Genomic DNA, 23,006 nt, shown 5'->3' with positions numbered 1-23,006 from the left:
TGGAAAAATCCTGTTAGCGCACCGGCAGGAAATTGAACAGCAAAAGGCCTTGCGCATAGTTGATGCCGATGCGCCGCGAGTTCTCGCCCAGCAGATTGGCGATCAGGTCCAGCCGGCCGATGATGGCGCCGAACTCGCGTTCGAAACTGAGGTTGGTGGCCTGCGCCGACATCTCGTTGGCCAGCAGCAGCGGCTCGCCCTGGTTGTTGCGGCGCGACGCCAGCAGCCAGGCCGCCGCCTCGACGTTCCGTGCGGCATTGTAGACCCGCTGCCCGTCGAGCGCGTCGGTGGCGTACAAGCGGGTCTTGCCATTGTGGGCGGCGATGATGGTGTCGGCCAGGCCGTAGATGAAGGCCCCGACGCGGTCGCCGCTGTAGCTGGGATCGAGCGACACCGCCAGGATCTGAATGTCGTGCAGGCCGGCCAGGTCGGCCGGCGGGATCCGCACCTCGATCGCATGCTTGACCCGCGACACCGCGGTCGCGTGGTCGGGCGCGCCGGTCTTGCGCCATTCGCGCGGGTTGCGTCGGTAGAGCTTGTCCAGCAGGCTGTAGAGGCTGGCCAGGTTGTCGCGCACCTCCAGGGTGACGGTGCGGTTGAAGTCGGTCTGGACCAGTTGGTCGGCCGACATGCCTTCGCCCTTGGGCGAACCCTGGCCCGGCCCGGGCGCGGACATGCATCCGGCCAACAACGCTCCCAGCAGCATGGCCACCGCCGTGGCGGGTCCTCGCCATCGCGTCATGCTCGATCCATCCGTATCCCCCTCTGTCTGGCGCCCTGCCGGCTTGCGCCGCGCCGGCGCTCGTGTCACGCGCAAGACTTTACCGTAAGGCGCGCGAAGATGGGAGATGCGGGAGATTCGAAGACGAAAGAAGATGAATCCGCCTGCCACCAAAGCAAAGAAAAACGGCACCTCGCGGCGCCGTTCTTGAGCAGGGGAAAGGCAGGCCTTATTCGGCTTGCGGTTCCGCTTGCGGGGCGGCCTCGGCAGCGGCCTGCTGCTGCTCGATGCCGCCGATCGCCTTGATGGACAGGCGCAGGCGGCCCTTGTCGTCGGCCTCGATGACCTTGACGCGGACTTGCTGGCCGACCTTCAGCACATCGTTGATGTTGGCGATGCGGTAGTTGGCGATTTCCGAGATGTGCAGCAGGCCGTCGCGGCCCGGCAGCACTTGCACGATGGCGCCGAAGTCCAGCAGGCGCAGGACCGAGCCGTCGTAGACCTGGCCCACTTCGACGTCGGCGGTCAGCTCGACGATGCGGCGCTGGGCTTCCTTGGCCTGCGCTTCGTCGACGCTGGCGATCACGATCGTGCCGTCGTCGGAGATGTCGATCTGGGTGCCGGTTTCCTCGGTCAGCGCGCGGATGGTGGCGCCGCCCTTGCCGATCACGTCGCGGATCTTCTCGGGGTTGATCTTGATGGTCAGCATGCGCGGGGCGAAAGCCGACAGCTCGCCGCGCGAACCGTCCAGCGCTTCCTTCATCTTGCCCAGGATGTGCAGGCGGCCTTCGCGGGCTTGCGCCAGCGCCACTTGCATGATTTCCTTGGTGATGCCCTGGATCTTGATGTCCATCTGCAGCGCGGTGACGCCGTTTTCGGTGCCTGCGACCTTGAAGTCCATGTCGCCCAGGTGATCTTCGTCACCCAGGATGTCGGTCAGCACGGCGAACTTGCCGCCGTCCAGGATCAGGCCCATGGCCACGCCGGCCACGTGATCCTTGACCGGCACGCCGGCGTCCATCATGGCCAGCGAGCCGCCGCAGACCGAAGCCATCGACGACGAGCCGTTGGACTCGGTGATTTCCGAGACGATGCGGATGGTGTACTGGAAGTCTTCCGGGGCCGGCAGCAGCGGGATCAGCGCGCGCTTGGCCAGGCGGCCGTGGCCGATTTCGCGGCGCTTGGGCACGCCGATGCGACCGGTTTCGCCGGTGGCGAACGGAGGCATGTTGTAGTGCAGCATGAAGCGGTCGCGGTACTCGCCCATGAGCGCGTCGATGATCTGCTCGTCCTGCTTGGTGCCCAGCGTGGCCACGACCAGCGCCTGGGTTTCACCGCGGGTGAACAGGGCGCTGCCGTGCGCGCGCGGCAGCACGCCCAGGCGCACGCTGATGGGACGCACGGTGCGGGTGTCGCGGCCGTCGATACGCGGTTCGCCGTTCAGGATCTGGCCGCGGACGATGGCCGATTCCAGCGAGAACAGGATGTTGTCGACGGTGACGGCGTCCGGCGCCGGCTCGCCCTTTTCGGCGGCGGCGGCGTTCAGCTTGGCCGACACGTCGGCGTAGACTTCACGCAGCTTGGTGGTGCGGGCCTGCTTTTCGCGGATCTGGTAGGCGGCGTTCAGGCCTTCCTGGGCGGCCGACGTGACGGCGGCGATCAGGGCCTCGTCCTTGGCGGGCGGCTGCCAGTCCCAATCGGGCTTGCCAGCGTCCTTGACCAGTTCGTGGATGGCGTTGATGACGGCCTGCATCTGCTCGTGGCCGTAGACCACGCCGCCCAGCATGATTTCCTCGGACAGTTGGTCGGCTTCCGATTCCACCATCAGCACGGCGTTTTCGGTGCCGGCGACCACCAGGTCCAGCTTCGAGGACTTCAGCTGCGACGCGGTCGGGTTGATGGCGTACTGGCCATCGATGTAGCCCACGCGGGCGGCGCCGATCGGGCCGTTGAAGGGGATGCCGGAGATGGCCAGCGCGGCCGAGGCACCGATCATCGCGGGGATGTCGGGGTCGATTTCAGGATTGACCGACAGCGTGTGGATGACCACCTGGACTTCGTTGTAGAAGTCTTCGGGGAACAGCGGACGCAGGGGACGGTCGATCAGGCGCGAGGTCAGCGTTTCCTTCTCGGACGGCTTGCCTTCACGCTTGAAGAAGCCACCCGGGATGCGGCCGGCGGCGTAGGTCTTTTCGATGTAGTCGACGGTCAGCGGGAAGAACGTCTGGCCCGGCTTGGCCTTCTTGGAGGCCACGACAGTGGCCAGGACGACGGTGTCCTCGATCGACACCACCACGGCGCCGGAGGCCTGGCGAGCAATTTCGCCGGTTTCCAGGACGACCGTGTGCTGGCCGTACTGGAACGATTTAGTCACTTTATTGAACATGACGATTATTCCTTACAAATGAAAAACCGTGGCCGTCGCGACATGCGTCGCACCGACCACGGTTGCGTCATGGGGAGCCAGCCCCGTCGATCACTTGCGCAGACCGAGTTTTTCGATCAGTGCGCGGTACGAATCGGGATTGCGGCCCTTGAGATAGTCGAGCAGCTTGCGGCGACGGCTGACCATACGCAGCAGACCGCGGCGCGAGTGATGGTCCTTCATGTGTTCTTTGAAGTGACCGGTCAGTTCGTTGATACGGGCGGTGAGCAGAGCCACCTGGACTTCGGGGGAGCCGGTATCGCCTTGAGCGCGTTGGAACTGCGCAACGATATCGGATTTCTTGATGTCAGCTACAGACATTGATGACCTCTTCGGACATGCGACAGGGCCGAGGCGCCCTGACGTGGTTTGGAAAAAATCGCGGCCGGCGAAAAGCGTTATTGCGTTCTCACTGCTGCTTCAAGGCTAGCCTGGAAGTGCCGCAAGACAAGGCTTGGCGCCCCGTTTGCCGCATGTCCAGCCCAGCCCCGTTGCCGGCGCAAAGCATCTTGCAAAATCAATACACTTGATAAAGCCCGACGATTATAGCCGATTCGCTAGAATTACCCCAGTGAGACCGCCGGCCCGCCGCCGGGCGTCGCGCCGCCGCCCTCGCGGGAGGCACCAGGAGCCATAATATGTCAAATTATTACAAACTTGCCCGCACCACCCTGGCCGCTGCGGCCCTGGCCGGCCTGGCCGCCTGTGCCAATCTTGCCCAGGTCGCCCCCGGCACCCCGCTGGCCGACGTCCAGGCCCAGTTTGGCCGCCCCAACTTCGAATGCCCGCAGGCCAACGGCGGCCGCCGCGTGATCTGGACGCAGCAACCCATGGGCCAGTATGCCTGGGGCGCCAACGTCGGCGCCGACGGCCGCGTCGACCGCGTGGTGCCGCTGCTGACCGACGCCCATTTCAAGGTGCTGGAACAGGGCCAGTGGGGGCCTGACCGCGTGCGCTGCGAGTTCGGCCCGCCCGCCCGCATTGAGGAAGCCGGCCTGGGCGAAAAGCGCGAAGTCGTATGGTCGTATCGCTACAAGGAAAACGGCGTCTGGAATTCGCTGATGTACGTCTACATGGGCCGTGACGGCAATTCGCTGACCCACTTCCACCCCGGGCCGGACCCGATGTACGACGATGACCGCTTCATGTGGCGTTGATTCCCCCATGAAAAAACCCGCCTTCATCCAGGCGGGTTTTTCTTTTGCCGGGCGGCGGGCTCAGGACGACTGGCCGCGGCGCTCCTGCTGCAGCCGGCGGGCGCGGTTCCAGCGCCAGGCCCAGATGACCCAGCCCGAAAATCCGTACAGCACGAACAGGCCGAACAGCACCACCGGGGGATCGCTGGACACGAACACGAACACCGCCACCACCAGCAGGATGCCCCAGAACGGCACGCTGCGGCCCAGGGCGAAGCTCTTGCCACTGAAGAACGGCGCGTTCGACACCATGGTGATGCCGGCGTACATGGTCAGCGTGAACGCGACCCAGGCCATCACGCTGTCGTGGATCGGCAGCTTGTTGTCGACCGCCAGCCAGACGAAACCGGCCACCAATGCCGCCGCCGCCGGGCTCGGCAGCCCCTGGAAGTAACGCTTGTCGACCACCGCGATATTGGTGTTGAAGCGCGCCAGGCGCAGCGCGGCTCCCGCCACGTAGACGAACGCCGCCAGCCAGCCCCAGCGTCCCAGGTCGTTCAGGATCCATTCGTACATCACCAGCGCCGGCGCCACGCCGAACGAGGTCATGTCGGACAGCGAATCGTATTGCTCGCCGAAGGCGGACTGGGTGTTGGTCAGGCGGGCCACCCGGCCGTCCATGCCGTCCAGCACCATGGCCACGAAAATGGCGATGGCGGCGACCTCGAAGCGGTTGTTCATGGCCTGCACCACGGCATAGAACCCCGCGAACAACGCCGCGGTGGTGAATGCGTTGGGTAGCAGGTAGATGCTTCGGTGGCGGTTCTCGGAATCGCGCATGGAAAAATTGGGCATGGTCTCAATTACTTACGACAGACATTGAAAGGTTAACTCATCTGGCCCCACAACGGGCCGCAGCAAGGGCCGTGCCCGCGCCGATCCGGCCCCGCCGGCGCGAAAAGCCCCGCTCGCGCCCCGCTGACGCGCCTGCCTCGCGCATTCTCCGCGCAAAGAAAAACGGCATGCCCTCGCGAGGCATGCCGCTTGCCGTCGGCGCGCGCGGGGCGCAAACCCCGCGCGGAAACCGGGATCAGTTCTTGGACTTGTCCACCAGCTTGTTGGCGGCGATCCAGGGCATCATGGCGCGCAGCTTGCCGCCCACCACTTCGATCTGCAATTCCGCGTTGATGCGGCGGCGCGAGGTCAGCGTCGGGGCGCCGGCGGCGTTTTCCAGGATGAACTTCTTGGCGTATTCGCCGGTCTGGATGTCCGTCAGGCACTGGCGCATGGCCTTGCGGGTTTCGTCGGTGACGATCTTCGGGCCGGTCTCGTACTCGCCGAACTCGGCGTTGTTCGAGATCGAGTAGTTCATGTTGGCGATGCCGCCTTCGTAGATCAGGTCGACGATCAGCTTCAGTTCGTGCAGGCACTCGAAGTACGCCATTTCGGGCGCGTAGCCGGCTTCCACCAGCGTGTCGAAACCGGCCTTGATCAGTTCGACGGTGCCGCCGCACAGCACGGCCTGTTCGCCGAACAGGTCGGTTTCGGTTTCTTCACGGAAGTTGGTTTCGATGATGCCGGCACGGCCACCGCCGTTGGCGCTGGCGTACGACAGGGCCACGTCGCGCGCGGCGCCCGACTTGTCCTGGTACACGGCCACCAGGTGGGGCACGCCGCCACCCTGCTTGTAGGTGTTGCGCACCGTGTGGCCGGGGGCCTTCGGGGCGATCATGATGACGTCGATGTCTTCGCGCGGCACGACCTGGCCGTAGTGGACGTTGAAGCCGTGGGCGAACGCCAGGGCGGCGCCGGCCTTGATGTTGGCGTGCACTTCCTTGTTGTAGACCGAGGCGATGTTCTCGTCGGGCAGCAGCATCATGACGATGTCGGCGGCCTTGACGGCTTCCGCCACTTCCTTGACCTGCAGGCCGGCGTTGGCGGCCTTGTCCCACGAGGCGCCGCCCTTGCGCAGGCCGACGATGACCTTCACGCCCGAATCATTCAGGTTCTGGGCATGGGCGTGGCCTTGCGAGCCGTAGCCGATGATGGCAACGGTCTTGCCTTTGATGAGGGAGAGGTCGCAGTCTTTGTCGTAGAAAACTTTCATGGGGTGCTCCAGATATTTTTGGATATTCGTTGGTTCGGGATGTAAGGTGCGGCTTGGCCTGGAAGGCCGGTCAAAGCTTCAGGATCCGTTCACCGCGGCCGATGCCGGACACGCCGGTGCGCACGGTTTCCAGAATGGCACTGCGGTCCAGGGCCTCCAGGAAGGCCTGTACTTTTTCCTGCACCCCGGTCAGTTCGATGGTGTAGGACTTGTCGGTGACGTCGATGATGCGCCCGCGGAAGATGTCCGCCATGCGCTTCATTTCCTCGCGTTCCTTGCCGACCGCGCGCACCTTCACGAGCATCAGCTCGCGCTCGATGTGCGCGCCTTCGGTCAGGTCCACGACCTTGACCACGTCCACCAGGCGGTTCAGGTGCTTGGTGATCTGCTCGATGACTTCATCCGAACCGGTGGTGACGATGGTCATGCGCGACAGCGTGGCGTCCTCGGTCGGCGCCACGGTCAGGGTCTCGATGTTGTAGCCCCGCGCCGAAAACAGGCCGACCACGCGCGACAGCGCGCCGGGCTCGTTCTCGAGGAGGACGGAAATCACGTGCTTCATGGTGGCCTCCTTACAGGTCTTCAGAGCCGAGCAGCATTTCGGTCAGCCCGCGGCCGGCCTTGACCATCGGCCACACGTTTTCGGTGCGGTCGGTGATGAAGTCCAGGAAGACCAGGCGCTCCTTGTGTTTCTTGAACGCTTCGCGCAGCGCCGGCTCGACGTCGGCCGGGCGCTCGATGCGCAGGCCCACGTGGCCGTAGGCCTCGGCCACCTTGACGAAGTCGGGCAGCGAATCCATGTACGACTCGGAATAGCGCGAGCCGTAGTCGATCTGCTGCCACTGCCGCACCATGCCCAGGAAGCGGTTGTTCAGGCAGACGATCTTGGGCGTCAGGCGGTACTGGGCGCAGGTCGACAGTTCCTGGATGTTCATCTGGATCGAGGCCTCGCCGGTGATCACGGCGATGTCATGACCCGGATTGGCCATCTGCACGCCCATGGCGTACGGCAGGCCCACGCCCATGGTGCCCAGGCCGCCGGAATTGATCCAGCGGCGCGGCTTGTCGAACTTGTAGTACTGCGCGGCCCACATCTGGTGCTGGCCCACGTCGGAGGTGACGAAGGCGTCGCCGCCGGTCACTTCCCAGAGCTTTTCCACCACGAATTGCGGCTTGATGACTTCGTCCGAATTGGCGAACTTCAGGCATTCCTTGCCGCGCCAGGTCTCGACCTGCTCCCACCACTTGGCGATGGAAGCCGGCTTGTGCTCGGCCGAGGCGGCCTCGTACTGCGCGCTCAGGTCGGCCAGCACATCCTTGACGTTGCCGACGATCGGGACGTCCACGCGCACGCGCTTGGAGATCGACGACGGATCGATATCGATATGGATGATCTTGCGGGCGTTCTGGGCGAAGTGCTTGGGGTTGCCGATCACGCGGTCGTCGAAACGGGCGCCAATGGCCAGCAGCACGTCGCAGTGCTGCATCGCCATGTTGGCCTCGTAGGTGCCGTGCATGCCGGGCATGCCCACGAACTGGCCGCTGCTGGCCGGGAATCCGCCCAGGCCCATCAGGGTGCTGGTGCAGGGCGCGCCCAGTTGCGACACGAGCTTGTTCAGTTCGGGCGCGGCGTTCGACAGGATGACCCCGCCGCCGGTGTAGATCATCGGCCGCTCGGCGGCCAGCAGCATCTGCACGGCTTTCTTGATCTGCCCCTGGTGGCCCTTGTTGACGGGCGCGTAGGAACGCATCGAGATCTCGCCCTTGGGCGGGGTGTACTTGCACTGCGCGACGGTGATGTCCTTGGGGATGTCCACCAGCACCGGGCCGGGACGGCCGGTGCGCGCGATGTAGAACGCGCGGCGCATGGTTTCGGCCAGGTCCTTGACGTCACGCACCAGGAAGTTGTGCTTGACGCAGGGACGGGTGATGCCGACGGTGTCGCATTCCTGGAAGGCGTCCTCGCCGATGGCCGCAGTGGGCACCTGCCCGCTGATGATGACCATGGGGATGGAGTCCATGTAGGCGGTGGCGATGCCGGTGACGGCATTGGTCACGCCCGGACCGCTGGTCACGATGCAGACGCCGACCTTCTGCGACGAGCGCGAATAGGCATCGGCCGCGTGCACGGCGGCTTGCTCGTGACGAACCAGGATATGCTGGAATTTGTCCTGCTTGAAAATCGCGTCGTAGATGTAGAGCACCGCGCCGCCAGGGTAGCCGAAAACGTGTTCCACGCCTTCATCGGCCAGGCAGCGCACGACGATATCGGCGCCATTCATTTCCATGTTGTCATTCCTTTCAAAACCGGCCCTGCAACCCTGACTGCTGCGCGCCCGGATACGGCGGCAACTGAACCCATGCCGGCTACGGCAACATGATCCGGCGCTTAGCGGCTCACGGAGCCACGCCACCCGGACACCCTGCCGACCCGGCACACGTTCGACAGAACGCAGTGCAAACGCCCCTGGGGGACGCTGGAGGTCGAAATGGAAGCCTTGGCAACACACGCTTGTGGCGCGGCCAACGGCAAATGTATCTGCTGCGGGATGGCTGGGAGGTGACCCTGGCCATCCGCCTCATCGCGCCGGTTTCGGATAGGCAGACCGGCGCAAGTGGAGCAATTTACCGCGTTGCGTCAAAGCTAGCAAATCGAGGTTTCGCGGACGTTGCACGGAAGTCGCGCCCGGCCATGCGGGAAAGTCTGGTAACCATCTGGCCCCTAAAACGCGACCGCTCTCTCTATACTTGACGCGTCACCCGGATTCGAGCCCCGCCGTCCATGGATCTGCGCATTGCCAGCATTCGCCGCTTTCTCTACAGCCACTACTTCTTCGGAGGGGTGCGGCAGGGAGTCGGCATGCTGTTGCCGGTACTGGTGCTGGGCGGGCTGTTCGGCCACTACACCACCGGCCTGGTCGCCACCTTCGGCGCCCAGTGCCTGGCCATCATCGACCAGCCCGGGGGCCCGCAGCGGCACCGCACCAACGAGATGCTGGGCGGCGCCGCGCTGGGCACGCTGACCGTCATCATCACAGGCCTGGCCTCGACCAACCCGGTGCTGATCTGGCTGGTGGTCATCGCGCAGTGCTTCGTCTATTCCATGTTCACGGTGTTCGGCAAGCGCGGCGGCCTGATCGGCTTTGCCGGCCTGCTGCTGATGACGCTGACCATGCATTCGCCGCTGGAACCGCACGAGGTGCTGGCGCATGCCGCCGCGACGCTGGGCGGGGCGCTGTTCTACGTGGCATTCAGTCTGGGATTTTCACGGCTGTTCTGGCTGCGGGAAGAACAACAGGCGATGTCGGTGGCGCTGTTCGCCACCGCCGACTACGTCGCCGCGCGCGCCGCCTTCTACGACGAAACCGCCGACCTGGACGAGGCCTACCGCAACCTGATCCAGCGGCAGTCCGTCATGACCGAAAAGCACCAGGCCGCTCGCGACATGGTGCTGCGCGCCCTGCCCCGCGGCAAGGGCCTGGGCGACCGCCAGCGCGTGATGATCTGGAACATGTTCGTCGACATGCTGCAACTGCTGGATACGCTGGTGGCCACCCACACCGACTACGCCGCGCTGCGGCGCGCGCTGGCCGGCAACGACTGCCTGATGTTCATGCGCGACGCGCTGGTGAAGATGTCGCTGGAGCTGAACCGCATCGCGCTGGACGTGTCGCGCGGCCGCAAGGTGCAGTACCGCAGCAGCGCCAAGGCCGAACTGCGCGCCATCGAGTACGAGATCGAGCAACTCAAGCAGCAGGGCCTGGGCGAGCGCGAGCCCGAGATGCTGGCGCTGATCGTGCAGGTGCTGCGCCGGCTGCGCAACTCGGCCCGCATCGTCGACCGCCTGGCCGACCACACCGCCGCCTCGCCTCACGCCAAACCCACCGACGTGCTGCGCATCAACAAGTCGCTGACGCGCTTCATCTCGCGCCAGGAATTCCGCTTCGGCCTGCTGACCAGCAACCTGCGCCTGGATTCGCCGCACTTTCGCTATGCGCTGCGCGTGACCGCGGCGGCCGCCATCGCCATGACGCTGGCCAGCCGCTGGCTGTCGCCGGCGTTCTCGGCGCACAACTACTGGATCATGCTGACCATCGTCATCATCATGAAGCCGGGCTTCGCGCTGACCCGCCAGCGCAACGGCTGGCGCCTGATGGGCACGCTGATCGGCTGCCTCTGCGCGCTGCTGCTGTTCAACGTCACCGACCGCCCCGAGATCCTGTTCGCGGTGCTGCTGGGCGCCTGCGTCATGGGCAACAGCATGGTGCAGCTGAACTACATGGCCAGCGCCATCTTCAACACCCTGTTCGTGGTGCTGGTGTTCCACTTCGTCTCGCCCGGCACGGTGTCGATGGCGGTGATCGGCGAACGCGCCATCGATACGCTGATCGGCTGCACGCTGGCGCTGGTGTGCAGCTACATCCTGCCCTGGTGGGAAGCGCGCTACCTCAAGCCGCTGGCCGCCGCCGCCACGCGCGCCAATCGTGAATACCTGATGGCCGGCATGCGCTACGTGGAAGCGATGCAGGCACACGGCGCGCCGATGGGCGCGGCCGCCGACGCGACGCCCGCGGTCACCGACGCCGACATTGCCTGGCGCCTGGCGCGCAAGAACGTGCACATCGCCTTCAGCAATTTCGCCGAGGCCTTCTATCGCATGATGAGCGAGCCCAAGTCGCACCAGGTCAGCGTGCCCGAGCTGAACAACCTGCTGATCCAGAACCACGTGCTGGCCTCGCAGATCACCGCCGCCATTCCCATCCTGGCCGCCCTGCCCGCCACGCCCGAGGCGGTGCAGCGCGCGCTCACCGGCATGGTCGACCTGCTCGACGAGAACCGCGCGCAGGCCCCCGCCGACCTGCCCACCCAGTTCGACACCGAAGGCGAGCAGGCGGCGCTGGTCTATCCGGTCAAGCAGATGATCAAGGCCGCGCACATGATCCGCCAGGAACTGCTGGCGCTGGCCGATCCGCAGCACGCGCCGCCTGTCGCGGCACCGGCCTGAATCGAGCCGCCGCGCTCCGCGGGAACAAAAAAAACCGGCCCTTTCGGGGCCGGTTTTTCGCGCTACCCGCGTCCCGCTCAGAGCTTGCGGCGGAACACCAGCTTGTCCTCGGTCGAGGCCGAGGCGTCGTACTTGTAGCCTTCCAGGTCGAAGCCGTGCAGGCCTTCGGGCTTGGACACCTTGTGCAGGATGGCGTAGCGCGCCATCAGGCCGCGCGCGCGCTTGGCGTGGAAGCTGATGATCTTCCAGGCGCCGTTCTTCCAGTCCTGGAACACGCACTGCACCACACGCGCCTTGAGCGCCTTCAGGTCGACCGCCTTGAAATACTCTTCGGACGCCAGGTTGACGATGACCGGCGCCTTCTGCCCGGCCTGGCGTTCGTTCAGGTAGTCGGCGATGCCGCTGCCCCAGTATTCGTACAGGTTCTTGCCCTTGGACGTTTCCAGGCGCGTGCCCATTTCCAGGCGGTACGGCTGCATCAGGTCCAGCGGCCGCAGCACGCCGTACAGGCCGCTGAGGATGGCCACGTGTTCCTGGGCCCAGTCCAGCTGCTTGGCCGACAGCGTCGAGGCCTCCAGGCCTTCGTACACGTCGCCGTTGAAAGCCAGCACGGCCTGGCGCGAATTGGCCTGCGTGAAGGTGCGCTTCCAATGCGCATAGCGCTGCACATTGAGCTCGGACAGCGCCGGGCTCAGGCTCATCAGTTCGGATATATCGTCCGCGGTCTTGGTCTTGAGCACCTTGATCAGGGCGGCGGCCTGATCCACGAACAGCGGCTGGGTATGGGTCTCGACATGCACCGGCGAGTCGTAGTCCAGCTTCTTGGCGGGGGAAAGCAGAAACAGCATTCGAAGATTCCTTTGATCAGCGCGCCGTCCAGCCGCCATCGACGGAGACGGTGGTGCCGGTGATTTGCGCGGCGGCATCGGATGCCAGGAAAACGGCGGTGCCGCCCAGTTGTTCCGGCGTGACGAACTGCAGCGACGGCTGCTTTTCGCCGAGCAGTTCACGCGCGGCGGTTTCCTGGTCGACGCCGTTCTTTTCGGCCAGCGCCGAGATCTGCTTTTCGACCAGCGGAGTGCGCACCCAGCCCGGGCAGATGGCGTTGGCGGTGATGCCCTGGCCGGCGGTTTCCAGCGCGGTCACCTTGGTGAAGCCGACCACGCCGTGCTTGGCGGCGACGTAGGCCGACTTGTTGGCCGAAGCCACCAGGCCGTGCGCCGAGGCGATGTTGATGATGCGGCCGAAGCCCTGCTTCTTCATGTGCGGCAGCGCGGCGGCGGTGCCGTGGAACACGGCCGACAGGTTCAGCGCCAGGATTGCGTCCCATTTTTCGGTGGGGAAATCCTCGATCAGGGCGGTATGCTGGATGCCGGCGTTGTTGACCAGGATGTCGATGCGGCCCATCTGGCGCACCGCGTTGTCGACCAGGCCGCGCACGGCGTCGCCCTTGGACAGGTCGGCGCCGTCGTACAGCACCTTGACGCCATGCTGGGCTGCCAGGCCGGCGCGGACCTTTTCGATCTCGGCGGCGTCGCCGAAACCGTTCAGCATGATATCGGCGCCCTGCGCGGCCAGCGCGGTGGCGATACCCAGGCCGATCCCGCTGGTGGAACCGGTGACGACTGCGACTTTACCTTTGAGCATAGATGTTCTCCTGTGGCGGGGCGCGAAGGGCGGACGGCGGCCGGAACACACCGGCCGGCGCCGTGGGCGAAACACGGACTGAAAAACTGCGTCAAGTGTAGCTGCCCGGCAAGGCGCCCATGATGCCATGCCCCCACGGCGCACGGGGTCAAGCGCGCGGCCGGCCCGGCGCCGTATCCGTCGCTGTATCCGTCGCTGTATCCGTCGCTGTATCCGTCTCTGTATCCGCCACCGTATCCGACGCGGTTGGCGGCGCTACGCGCGGCGACGCATCCGGCCGCCCGCCGGCCGTCGCCGGGTCCGGGTCCGGGTCCGGCTCCGGCTCGGGCAGGTCCGCCATGCCGCCCAGGCGTTCGGGCACCCGTTCGAGCAGCTTGATCAGGATGGGCACCACCCCCATCGACACCGCCACCACCACCGCCAGCACGTCGCGCTGATCCAGGTCCATCAAGTGGTTGTCCCAGGCTTCGTTGAAGATCGCGAAGCTGAATTCGCCGCCCTGCGCCAGCACCATCGCGAACAACAGGCGGTGGTAGCGGGGCAGGCCGAGCACGCGCGCAAAGCCATACAGCACCGCCACCTTGACCGCCAGCAGCGCGCTCACCCCCGCCAGGATGAAGGCCCAGTGGTCCGCGACCACGCTCAGGTTCACGGACATGCCGATCGCGACGAAGAACAGGCCCAGCAGCAACCCCTTGAAGGGCTCGATGGCGGTTTCCAACTCGTCGCGGTAGCGCGATTCGGCCATCAGCACGCCGACCAGGAAACCGCCCAGGCCGGCCGACAAGCCCGCATAGTCGAACAGCTGGGCGGTGCCCACCACCATCAGCAGCGCCGCCGCCGTGAACAATTCCTTCAGCTGCGCCTTGGCTGCCCAGCCCAGGAGGCGCAAACGGTAGGCCACCGCTACCACCGCGACGGCGACCAGCGCTTCCTTGAAGGACGGCGCCGATGCGCCGCCCGCGCCCAACAGCCCCGCCGCCACCAGCATCGGGATTGCCGCCATGTCCTGGAACAACAGCACCCCCAGCGCCGACCTGCCCATGGGCGTGCGCGTCAGGCCGCGCTCCTCCAGCAGCCGCAGCGCTACCGCCGTCGACGACAGCGCCAACGACAGGCCGCACAGGACCGCCGCCTGCCATCCCATGCCTGCCATGTGCCGCAGGGCCGCGCCGAACACCAGGCCCAGCAGCAGGCCGCAGGCCAGCATCTGCATCGCGCCCAGCGCGAACACTTCGCGGCGCATGGCCCACAGGCGCTTGGGCGCCAACTCCAGGCCGATGACGAACAGCATCATCACCACGCCCCATTGCGAGACGTTGACCATATCGCTCACGTCCGTCACCAGCTTCAGGCAGGACGGCCCGACCAGCACGCCGGCCACCAGATAGCCCGGGATCGCGCCCAGCCCCAGCCGTTGGGTCAGGGGCACGCACAGGACGGCGGCCAGCAACAGGATGAGAATCAGGTTCATCGGCGCGAAACGGACGGGTCGGAACAACCCGATTCTGCGCAAGGATCGCCCAGCTGGGAAGCGGATGAAACCCGCTGTAGCCGCCGATCTCGACGGGCTTTACACAAAACTTTTTTTTGCTGTAGAATTGCGGGCTTCGCTGCTCCGACAACGCAGATTCTTCCGACCAGGGATCTGATCGTGGGAAACCAGGAACCGCCGATGGGCTCAAGCCCGGCGCCGGCCACTGGAATTTCACCGTTGCGGAACCCAGCCACGGAGAGGTGGCAGAGTGGTCGAATGTACCTGACTCGAAATCAGGCGTACGGTATCCCCGTACCGTGGGTTCGAATCCCACCCTCTCCGCCAGTTTTGGCTTGTGAGCCCCACCGCGGTCTCGCAGGCAAGCAAAAACACAGACGACCCGCATAAGCCCCGCTTGTGCGGGTTTTTTGTTGGCCGGGCGTGTCGACCATATCCGACCATATCCAGCCAGCGGGCCTGCGGGCAGGGGCGCCCATGCCTCAGCCCTGCGCCTGAGGCACCGCCCCGGCATCGAGCATGGCGAGCGCGCCCATGATCAGCGCATGCATGCCCTGCGCGAATTCCGCCTCCATCTCGGCCTCTTCCGCCGCGCGTTCGGCCTCGACCAGTGGCTCGCGGCCCGCCACCGAATACACCGTGTCCGCCACCGCGATGCAATGGAACGCCACCGTGGCCAGCAGCCAGCGCGCCTGCTCTTTCGGAATGCCGTAGATGCGCGCGATGCGGCTCTGGTGCTCATCGATCTTGACGAGCATGGGCGGCGTCGCGGCCAACCGGCGCAGCACGTAGGGTGTCAGTCCGAGATTCTGCTTGACCAATTGCTGGGCCGACGCCGAGAACGCGAGCAGGTATTCCTTCAACCCGCTGCGTCCGTCATCACAGGGCAGCGGGATTCGCCAGCGGCTGAAGATCTCCTCGGCCACCAGGTGCTTGAGCGCCTCCAGGCTGGGCACATGCTTGTAGAGCGCCATGTGGCTGACCCCCAGCGCCGCGGCAACGCCGACGAAGGTGATGTTCGGCAGGCCGATGGCGATGCCCGCGTCCGCGATCCGTTCTCGCGTGATGGAGGGTGGACGCCCGCGCGCCGCGGACCGGGGTGACGATTTCATATGGCAATTCCCGCTGATGGCGACGGACCCGTAATGACTTTGATCCGCCTGTCCATTTAGTTTAGTTGGATGCAAGTAACTCTTATTTAGTTTATAGTCATGCAACTAATTATTCAGACGCCTTATTCTTTGCATGAGCACGCGCGATACGGCTGCGGCCCCGCCCCAGAAATCCGGCCCGATCAGCCTGTTGTTGCGACCCATCCGCGCACGCCTGGCTCTCGCCGCCCTCTGCGCCGCCATCGGCACGATGCTGACGCTCGCGCCTTTGGCGGGCATCGCGCATATCGCGCAACTCGCCCTGGGCGAGCACGCCGCGGCGGCGTCGACGCGGGATGAAATCTGGCGGGTCGCCATCGCCAGCGCCGTATGCCTGCTGGCCGGCATGACGCTGGTCTTGGCCGGTGAGCTGCTCGCCCACCTGGCCGACAACCGGCTCACTGCCCAACTGCGCCTGGCTGTCACGCACCGGCTGGCGCGGGTTCCGCTGGGGTGGTTCAACAGCCGCGCCTCGGGCGAGGTCAAGCAGGCCATGCAGGACGACATCGCCACCCTGCACAGCCTGACCGCGCACTTCTACACCGCGGTGGGGCGCGCGGGCGGCGCGATCCTGATCTCCGTGCTCTACCTGTTCGCCATGGATTGGCGCCTTGCGATCGTCACGCTGTTGCCGTTTCCCGGCTTCTTCCTGTTCCTGCGCCGCGCCATGCGGGCCAGCGGCGCCAACATGCAGGCCTTCGTCACCCGCCTTGGACGGGTCAACAGCGCGACGATCGAATTCGTCAGCGGCATTCCGGTGGTCAAGGCATTCGGCGCAGACGGCCGCGCACATGACGGGTATCGCAAGGCCGTTGACGCCTTTGCCGAGGCATTCGCGGATTTCACCCGCCCGCTGGTAGTGGCCATGGCGCATGCCCATGCCATGATCGCGCCGGTGACCGTGCTGGGCCTGGTGCTGGCCTGCGGCGCATTGTTCGTGGGGCTGGGCTGGATGACGCCGCTCGAGCTGCTGCCGTTCGCCCTGGTGGCGCCGGGCATCTGCGCCCCGGTCCTGCTGCTCCACACGCTGCTGCACGACCTGGGCAATGCCGCTGGCGCCGCCCAGCGCGTCCAGGCGCTGCTGCGAACGCCGATGCTGGCGGCGCCCTCGCCCGATCGGCACAGCCCGCCGACGGGCCACGAGGTCCGTTTCGAAAACGTCAGCTACGCCTATGACGCCGAACAGCCGGCACTGACGAATCTCGGTTTCACCCTGGAACCGGGCTCGGTGACGGCGATCGTCGGTCCCTCCGGTTCGGGCAAATCGACATTGGCGCGATTGCTGCTGCGCTTTTTCGACCCGACCGATGGACGCATCACGCTCGGCGGCGTCGACCTGCGGCAGATCGAGACGTCGCGGCTGTACCGCCTTATCGGGTTCGTGCTGCAAGATGTGCGCCTGATCCACGCCAGTCTCCACGACAACATCGCCTTGGGACGGCCTTCGGCAAGCCGACGCGAAGTCGAGGACGCGGCGCGCGCGGCCAACATCCATGAACGTATCCTGGCCCTGCCACGAGGCTACGACTCGGTGGTGGGCGAGGATGCGCAGCTGTCCGGCGGCGAACGCCAGCGCGTGAGCATTGCCCGCGCAGTGTTGCTGGACGCACCGGTGCTGGTTCTGGACGAAGCCACCGCCGCCGCGGATGCCGGCAACGAGGTGGCGATCCAGGACGCGCTGTCGCGCTTCGCGCGCGGCCGCACCGTGCTGGTCATCGCCCATCGCCTCGATACCGTCATGCACGCCGATCGCATCCTGGTGCTCGACCGCGGCGTGATCGTCGAGCAAGGCACGCACCAACAACTGCTGGCTCGCCAGGGCCGCTATGCGCGCATGTGGCGGCTGGGCGGCCACGCGGGCGCCCCTTTGCAGGAGGCGTCATGCTGAAAACATTGCTGCAATTGCTGGGCCCGGATGCCGTCCTCTTGCGCCGCTATGCCTGCCAGGCCGTGGCCTACAGCCTGCTGTGCGGCCTGACCATCAGCGCGCAGGTACCCGTGCTCAGCCATCTGCTGGCGGGCGATGCGCGCGCGGCGCTGCCTTGGCTGGCGTTACTGCTGGCCGGGGTCGCGCTCTGCTGGATCGGCCGGCGCTATGTGGAACAGGCCGGTGTGCGCGTTGGCGTCTGCGTGCTGCAAGGCGGGCGCCAGCGACTGGGCGACCACGTCGCGCGTTTGCCCGTGGGCTGGTTCACTGCCGACAACACTGCCTGGTTGGGGCACCTGATCACCCAGGGCATGATGGCGGTGGCTCAATTGCCGGCGCATGTCTTCACGCCCGTGATCGGCGGTCTGGTGACGCCGGTGGTCATCGTGGCCGTCCTGCTCGCGCTGCACTGGCAACTGGGCCTGATCGCGCTGGCGGCCCTGCCCTTGCTGGCCGGCGTGCTCGCGCTGAGTGGACGGCTGTCGGGGCGCGCGGACCGGGCCTTCCATCGCCACTTCGCCGATACCAGCCAGCGCATGGTCGAGTTCGCGCAGGCCCAGTCGGTGCTGCGCGCCTTCAACGGCGACGGCGCCGGCGCCCGCTTCGTCGAGCAGGCCGTGGCGCGGCAACAGCGCTCCGGCACGCGGCTGATCCTGCTGTCATCCCTGTCCTCGGTTCTCAATGCCTGGGCCGTGCAGGCGGTGTTCGCCGCGCTGCTGGTCGCGGCGACGCTATGGCTCAATGTCCAACTGGCAAACCCGCTGGCCGCCGCCGAGATCGTCGCGCTTGTCGTCTCACTGCTGCTGGTGGGCCGCTACATCGACCCGCTGCTGGAAGTCGCCGCCTACGGCGAAGCGCTGCGCGGCGCGCGCGGCCAGCTCGACGCCATACGCGAACTGCTGGCGGTCCCGCCGTTGCCGGCGGCGCAAGCGCCGCGGCCGCCGCGGGACGCCGGCGTGGAACTACGCGACGTTTGCTTCCGCTACGCGCCCGGCCAGACCGATGTGCTGCGCGGCGTGAACCTGTGTGTCGCTCCCGGCAGCATGACGGCACTGATCGGCGCGTCCGGCTCGGGCAAGACCACGTTGGTACGCCTGATTGCGCGCTTCTTCGACGCCGACCAGGGCAGCGTGCGGGTCGGCGGGGTCGACGTACGCGACATGTCGCAGACGCAACTGGCGGGCCAGATCAGCCAGATTTTCCAGGACAGCTACCTGTTCACCGGCAGCATTGCCGACAACATCCGCCTCGGCCGGCCCGAAGCGAGCGACGCCGACCTCATGGAAGCCGCGCGCCTGGCCGGCGTGACCGAAATCATCGAGCGCCTGCCGCAAGGGCTGGAGACGCCGGTCGGCGAAGGCGGCGCGCGGTTGTCCGGCGGAGAACGGCAGCGCATCGCCATTGCGCGCGCCTTGATCAAGAATGCGCCCATCCTGCTGGTGGACGAAGCCACTGCCGCGCTCGACGCCGAGAACCAGGCGGCCATCGCCGACACGTTGGCGCGATTGCGTGGCCGGCGCACCCTCATCGTGATCGCGCACCAGCTATCCACCGTGTCCATGGCCGACCAGATCGTGGTACTGGAAGACGGCCTGATCGTCGAATCGGGAACGCCCGCGCAGTTGCGCGCAAGCGCAGGGCACTACGCCCGTTTCCTGGCCCAGCGCCAGGCCGCCAAGGGCTGGCGCATCGCGCCGGCGGCGCCCGGTCGGGAACGCTGATGCCCGCGCGCCTGTGCTGCCTGCTGGCCATGCTGTGCGGCGTCTCCCTGCTGGTCGGCTCCAGCCCGCTGACGTGGTCGCAGACGCTTGCCGGATCGGGGGACGCCTGGCTGACGCTGACGGCCAGCCGCCTGCCACGCCTGGCGGCCGTGGTGCTGACCGGCGTGGGCCTGTCGGTCTGCGGCGTCATCCTGCAGCACATCGTGCGCAATCGCTTCGTCGAGCCCGGCACTTCCGGTGGGCTGGATGCCGCCAAGCTCGGCATCCTGGTGTCGCTGACGCTGGCGCCGGCGGCCGGCACGACGAGCCGCATGCTGTTCGCGCTGGTGTTCTGCCTGGCCTCCAGCCTGCTGTACGTAGGCATCATTCGCCGCATTCGCTGGCGCAATACGGTACTGGTGCCGGTCGTCGGCCTGATGTACGGTAGCGTGCTCAGCGCCGTGGCCGAGTTCTACGCCTATCGCCACAACATCCTGCAAAGCATGCAGGGCTGGCTGCTGGGCGATTTCTCGCGCGTCGTTCAGGGCCATTACGAGATCATCTATCTGGTCCTGCCCATCGTCGCCCTGGCCTATCTGTACGCGCATCGCTTCACCGTGCTCGGCATGGGCGAGGACATGGCATCCAGCCTGGGGCTCGGCTATGCGGCTACCGCGGCGCTGGGCCTCGTGCTGGTCGCGGTGACGGTGTCCGTAACGGTCATCATCGTCGGGGCGATTCCATTCGTCGGACTGGTCGTGCCCAACCTGGTGGCACTGCGCTACGGCGAGAACCTCGGCCGCACGCTTCCCATCGTCGCGCTGGGCGGCGCATCGCTGCTGCTCGCCTGCGACATCATCGGCCGCCTGCTCATCCACCCGTTCGAAGTGCCCATTGGCCTGACGGCCGGCGGCGTGGGCGGCGTCATGTTCCTGGTCCTGATCCTGCGGGGGTTGCGGTGAAGCGCGCGCCCCGGTTCTGGATGTTCGGCCTGGCATTGGCCGCCCTGGCAATCGCCTTCGTATTCGCGGGCGCCGGGGGGGACTTCGGTTACGTGATTCCCAAGCGCCTGATCCGCCTGGCGGCCATCGTCGTCGGCGGCATCTGCGTCGCGCTTTCGGCCATCGTCTTTCAGACGCTTGCCGGCAACCGCATCCTGACGCCCGCCGTGATGGGCTACGAGGCGGTGTATCTGCTGTGGCAGTCGCTGCTGCTTCTGTTGATGGGCACGCACGGCATGGCGATGCTCGGCGTGGCCGGAAACTTCCTGGTTTCGGTGGGGCTGATGCTGGCCTATTCCTGGGTGGTGCATCGCTGGCTGCTGCGCGGCGGCAACGATGTGTACCGGATGCTGCTGCTCGGCCTGGTGCTGACGATGGTGATCACGACTTTCACGCAGTTCGTTCAGCTGCGCATCAGCCCGGGCGAATTCGCCGTGTTCCAGGGACTGGGCTACGCCTCGTTCAATCGAGCGACGACCGAAACCCTGCTCTACGCAACGGTGGCACTGGCGGCGGTGTGCTTCGCAGCTCGCGGCGGCCCGCCCGCGCTCGACGTGCTGGCGCTCGGCCGCGACCAGGCGATGTCGCTGGGCGTGCACCATGCCCGATATGTCCGCCGCTACCTGGCGCTGATCGCCATTCTGGTGGCGGTATCGACCAGCCTCATCGGGCCCACGGCCTTCATGGGCATCTTTGTCGCCAACATCGCCTACGCGGTGGCGGGCAGCAACCGGCACCGGATCACGCTGCCCCTGGGCTGCGGCGTCGCCATTGCCGTATTCATCGTCGCCCAGCTGCTGGTCGAACACGCCTTCAACTACAAGACCTCGGTCAGCATCCTCGTCAACCTGGTGTGCGGCGCGTACTTCCTTGCCCTGACGTTCCGAGGCCGAGCCACACGATGATCACCGTCCGCAATCTTCGCAAGACCTACGGCGCCAGAACCGTCCTGGACGGCATCGACGCCGAATTCCCGGCGCGGCGCGTGACCTCGCTGATCGGCCCCAACGGCGCCGGCAAATCCACGCTGCTGATGCTGATGGCGCGGCTGCTGGAACCCAGCGGCGGCGAGATCCTGCTCGATGGGCAGCCGGTGACGAACTTGCGGATCGCCGAGTACGCGCGGCGCGTCGCCACCCTGCGCCAGGCACCGGGGTTCGACCTGCGCCTGACGGTGCAGGAGCTGGTCGCCTTCGGCCGCTTCCCCTACAGCCGCGGCACGCTGACGGCCGCCGACCGCAGCGCGGTCGACTCGGCCATCGACTTCCTGAGCCTGACACCGCTGCGCGATGCCTATCTCGATGAACTCAGCGGCGGCCAGCGCCAGATGGCGTTCCTGGCGATGACGATCGCGCAGCAGACGGATGTGCTGCTGCTGGACGAACCGCTGAACAACCTCGACATGAAGCATGCCGTGCAGATCATGCGGGCGCTGCGTCGCCTGTGCGACGAGCAACGCCGCACCGTGATCCTGGTGATCCACGACATCAACTTCGCCGCCAACTATTCCGACCATATCGTCGCGCTCAAGGACGGCGCCCTGCATGGCAGCGGCCCGTCGGCGCAGGTGGTGACCGAGCCGCGCCTGCGCGCGCTGTACGAGCTGGATTTCGAGGTCTTGCGCAACGAACGCGGCTGTCTCTGCAACTACTTCAATCCATCCGGAGTTCCGATATGAGCTGGAAAAGCACCTGCCGCGCCCTGGGCCTGGCAATGATCGCGATGGTCGTCCTGCAGGCGTGCGGCGACAAGCCCGCCCAGCCGCCCCAGGCGGCGCAGGCCTCGCCGGCATTCGACTCGCCCATCAGCATCACCCACAAGCTGGGCACGACGACGATCACGCGCCCGCCCCGGCGCGTCGCGGTGCTGGACATGAACGAAGCCGATACGCTCGACCAGTTGGGCGTGCCGATCGTGGGCATGACCAAGGACTATGTGCCGCACTTTCTCGCGCGCTACAAGGAAGACGCCAGCGTGCTGGACCTGGGCGCCATCGTCCAGCCCAACCTGGAACGGGTGCACGCGCTCAAGCCCGACCTGATCCTGATCTCCCCGATCCAGGCCAACCATTACCGTGAGCTGACCGAAATCGCCCCGACGCTGCATTTCGATGTGGACTTCGGCAACAGCAAGGGCCAGCACCTCGCCGTCATCAAAGATCACCTGATGACGCTGGGACGTCTCTTCGGCAAAGAGGACGTGGCCCGCCGCAAGGCTGCCGAGCTCGATGCCAAAGTGGCAGCCGCCCGCCGCTTGACGGAAGGCCGTCCCGAGAAGGCCATGATCGTTATGTTCAACAACGGGGCCTTCAGCTCCTTCGGCGTGCAGTCGCGCTACGCCTTTGTCTTCGACGCGCTGGGCGTCAGACCCGCCAGCACACTCGTCGATTCCAGCCTGCACGGCCAGCCGATTTCCAGCGAGTTCATTCAGCAAGCCAATCCCGACATCCTGTACGTGGTCGACCGTACCGCGGTCATGGAACGGCGCCCCGTCATGGATGCCGAGCGCATGAGCAACCCGCTGCTGCGGCAGACCAATGCCTGGAAGAACGGCCGCGTGGTGTTCGTCGACGCCGACGCCTGGTACACCACCGCCGCCAGCGTGACTTCGTTGCAGCTGGTGATCGACGACGTCATCAAGGGCTACCAGGACTGAAACCCGGCCGTTTTTCCTGGCGGGTTCTTTCATAAA

19 protein-coding genes and 1 tRNA gene are annotated in these 23,006 nt (G+C 66.1%); 9 read left to right on the top strand and 11 right to left on the bottom strand.

The window, feature by feature from the left end:
* Positions 1–13 precede the first annotated feature (13 nt).
* The 3 genes from ACUTAG_RS21470 to rpsO form a co-directional block, all read right to left on the bottom strand.
* Complete coding sequence (locus ACUTAG_RS21470) at positions 14–742, bottom strand: hypothetical protein (protein ID WP_035199292.1); 729 nt, start codon at positions 740–742, stop codon at positions 14–16.
* Positions 743–950: 208 nt separating this feature from the next.
* A complete protein-coding gene (gene pnp, locus ACUTAG_RS21465; protein WP_006389121.1) occupies positions 951–3,107 on the bottom strand; it encodes a polyribonucleotide nucleotidyltransferase in 2,157 nt (718 codons plus the stop codon).
* Positions 3,108–3,197: 90 nt separating this feature from the next.
* Positions 3,198–3,467, bottom strand: coding sequence for a 30S ribosomal protein S15 (gene rpsO, locus ACUTAG_RS21460; protein ID WP_006223612.1), 270 nt, complete (start codon positions 3,465–3,467; stop codon positions 3,198–3,200).
* Positions 3,468–3,784: 317 nt separating this feature from the next.
* On the opposite strand from rpsO, the gene ACUTAG_RS21455 reads away from it, so the two are divergent.
* Positions 3,785–4,303, top strand: coding sequence for a hypothetical protein (locus ACUTAG_RS21455; protein ID WP_148316354.1), 519 nt, complete (start codon positions 3,785–3,787; stop codon positions 4,301–4,303).
* Positions 4,304–4,363: 60 nt separating this feature from the next.
* On the opposite strand, the gene pssA is transcribed toward ACUTAG_RS21455, so the two are convergent.
* From pssA to ACUTAG_RS21435, 4 genes are all read right to left on the bottom strand, one after another.
* Entirely contained in the window at positions 4,364–5,137 is a 774-nt protein-coding gene (pssA, locus tag ACUTAG_RS21450) for a CDP-diacylglycerol--serine O-phosphatidyltransferase (RefSeq protein ID WP_006389119.1), read from the bottom strand.
* Positions 5,138–5,372: 235 nt separating this feature from the next.
* Complete coding sequence (ilvC, locus tag ACUTAG_RS21445; protein WP_148316352.1) at positions 5,373–6,389, bottom strand: ketol-acid reductoisomerase; 1,017 nt, start codon at positions 6,387–6,389, stop codon at positions 5,373–5,375.
* Between the two features lie 70 nt (positions 6,390–6,459).
* Entirely contained in the window at positions 6,460–6,951 is a 492-nt protein-coding gene (gene ilvN, locus ACUTAG_RS21440; protein ID WP_006389117.1) for an acetolactate synthase small subunit, read from the bottom strand.
* Between the two features lie 10 nt (positions 6,952–6,961).
* Positions 6,962–8,731, bottom strand: a complete 1,770-nt coding sequence (locus tag ACUTAG_RS21435; protein ID WP_255288689.1) for an acetolactate synthase 3 catalytic subunit — start codon at positions 8,729–8,731, stop codon at positions 6,962–6,964.
* A gap of 440 nt (positions 8,732–9,171) precedes the next feature.
* Here ACUTAG_RS21435 and ACUTAG_RS21430 point away from each other — a divergent pair, with 440 nt between their 5' ends.
* Positions 9,172–11,394: an FUSC family protein gene (locus tag ACUTAG_RS21430; RefSeq protein ID WP_148316350.1), complete on the top strand. Its 2,223-nt coding sequence runs from the start codon at positions 9,172–9,174 to the stop codon at positions 11,392–11,394.
* A 77-nt stretch (positions 11,395–11,471) separates the two neighbouring features.
* On the opposite strand, the gene yaaA is transcribed toward ACUTAG_RS21430, so the two are convergent.
* The 3 genes from yaaA to ACUTAG_RS21415 form a co-directional block, all read right to left on the bottom strand.
* Positions 11,472–12,242, bottom strand: a complete 771-nt coding sequence (gene yaaA / locus ACUTAG_RS21425) for a peroxide stress protein YaaA (RefSeq protein ID WP_020924859.1) — start codon at positions 12,240–12,242, stop codon at positions 11,472–11,474.
* A 16-nt stretch (positions 12,243–12,258) separates the two neighbouring features.
* On the bottom strand, positions 12,259–13,041 hold the full coding sequence (locus tag ACUTAG_RS21420) for a 3-hydroxybutyrate dehydrogenase (protein ID WP_049052726.1): 783 nt from the start codon (positions 13,039–13,041) through the stop codon (positions 12,259–12,261).
* Positions 13,042–13,189: 148 nt separating this feature from the next.
* Positions 13,190–14,515: a cation:proton antiporter domain-containing protein gene (locus ACUTAG_RS21415; RefSeq protein WP_262352220.1), complete on the bottom strand. Its 1,326-nt coding sequence runs from the start codon at positions 14,513–14,515 to the stop codon at positions 13,190–13,192.
* A gap of 257 nt (positions 14,516–14,772) precedes the next feature.
* Between ACUTAG_RS21415 and ACUTAG_RS21410 the strand changes: the two genes are divergently transcribed.
* Positions 14,773–14,863 (top strand) — tRNA-Ser (locus ACUTAG_RS21410).
* 155 nt (positions 14,864–15,018) lie between these two features.
* Here ACUTAG_RS21410 and ACUTAG_RS21405 read toward each other — a convergent pair.
* Positions 15,019–15,648 (bottom strand): TetR/AcrR family transcriptional regulator, encoded by a 630-nt coding sequence (locus tag ACUTAG_RS21405; protein ID WP_006389111.1) that lies wholly within the window; start codon positions 15,646–15,648, stop codon positions 15,019–15,021.
* 133 nt (positions 15,649–15,781) lie between these two features.
* Between ACUTAG_RS21405 and ACUTAG_RS21400 the strand changes: the two genes are divergently transcribed.
* The 6 genes from ACUTAG_RS21400 to ACUTAG_RS21375 are packed head-to-tail and all read left to right on the top strand — an operon-like array spanning position 15,782 to position 22,970.
* A complete protein-coding gene (locus tag ACUTAG_RS21400; protein WP_148316348.1) occupies positions 15,782–17,575 on the top strand; it encodes an ABC transporter ATP-binding protein in 1,794 nt (597 codons plus the stop codon).
* Positions 17,569–19,335 carry an ABC transporter ATP-binding protein gene (locus ACUTAG_RS21395; RefSeq protein WP_148316346.1) on the top strand — a complete coding sequence of 589 codons (1,767 nt, stop codon included), beginning with the start codon at positions 17,569–17,571 and terminating at the stop codon, positions 19,333–19,335. The genes ACUTAG_RS21400 and ACUTAG_RS21395 overlap by 7 nt, the downstream gene beginning before the upstream one ends.
* Positions 19,335–20,276 (top strand): ABC transporter permease, encoded by a 942-nt coding sequence (locus tag ACUTAG_RS21390; RefSeq protein ID WP_026382302.1) that lies wholly within the window; start codon positions 19,335–19,337, stop codon positions 20,274–20,276. Before ACUTAG_RS21395 ends, ACUTAG_RS21390 begins: the two co-directional genes overlap by 1 nt.
* 20 nt (positions 20,277–20,296) lie before the next feature.
* A complete protein-coding gene (locus ACUTAG_RS21385) occupies positions 20,297–21,220 on the top strand; it encodes an iron chelate uptake ABC transporter family permease subunit (protein WP_148316871.1) in 924 nt (307 codons plus the stop codon).
* On the top strand, positions 21,217–21,993 hold the full coding sequence (locus tag ACUTAG_RS21380; protein ID WP_054506996.1) for an iron ABC transporter ATP-binding protein: 777 nt from the start codon (positions 21,217–21,219) through the stop codon (positions 21,991–21,993). The genes ACUTAG_RS21385 and ACUTAG_RS21380 overlap by 4 nt, the downstream gene beginning before the upstream one ends.
* Positions 21,990–22,970: a siderophore ABC transporter substrate-binding protein gene (locus ACUTAG_RS21375; protein ID WP_148316344.1), complete on the top strand. Its 981-nt coding sequence runs from the start codon at positions 21,990–21,992 to the stop codon at positions 22,968–22,970. Before ACUTAG_RS21380 ends, ACUTAG_RS21375 begins: the two co-directional genes overlap by 4 nt.
* The last annotated feature ends 36 nt before the right edge of the window (positions 22,971–23,006 follow it).

Source organism: Achromobacter sp. CSND-B12 (assembly GCF_052906545.1).
Note: the sequence above shows the minus strand (reverse complement) of the source record. Positions and strands in the feature narration are given on the sequence as shown.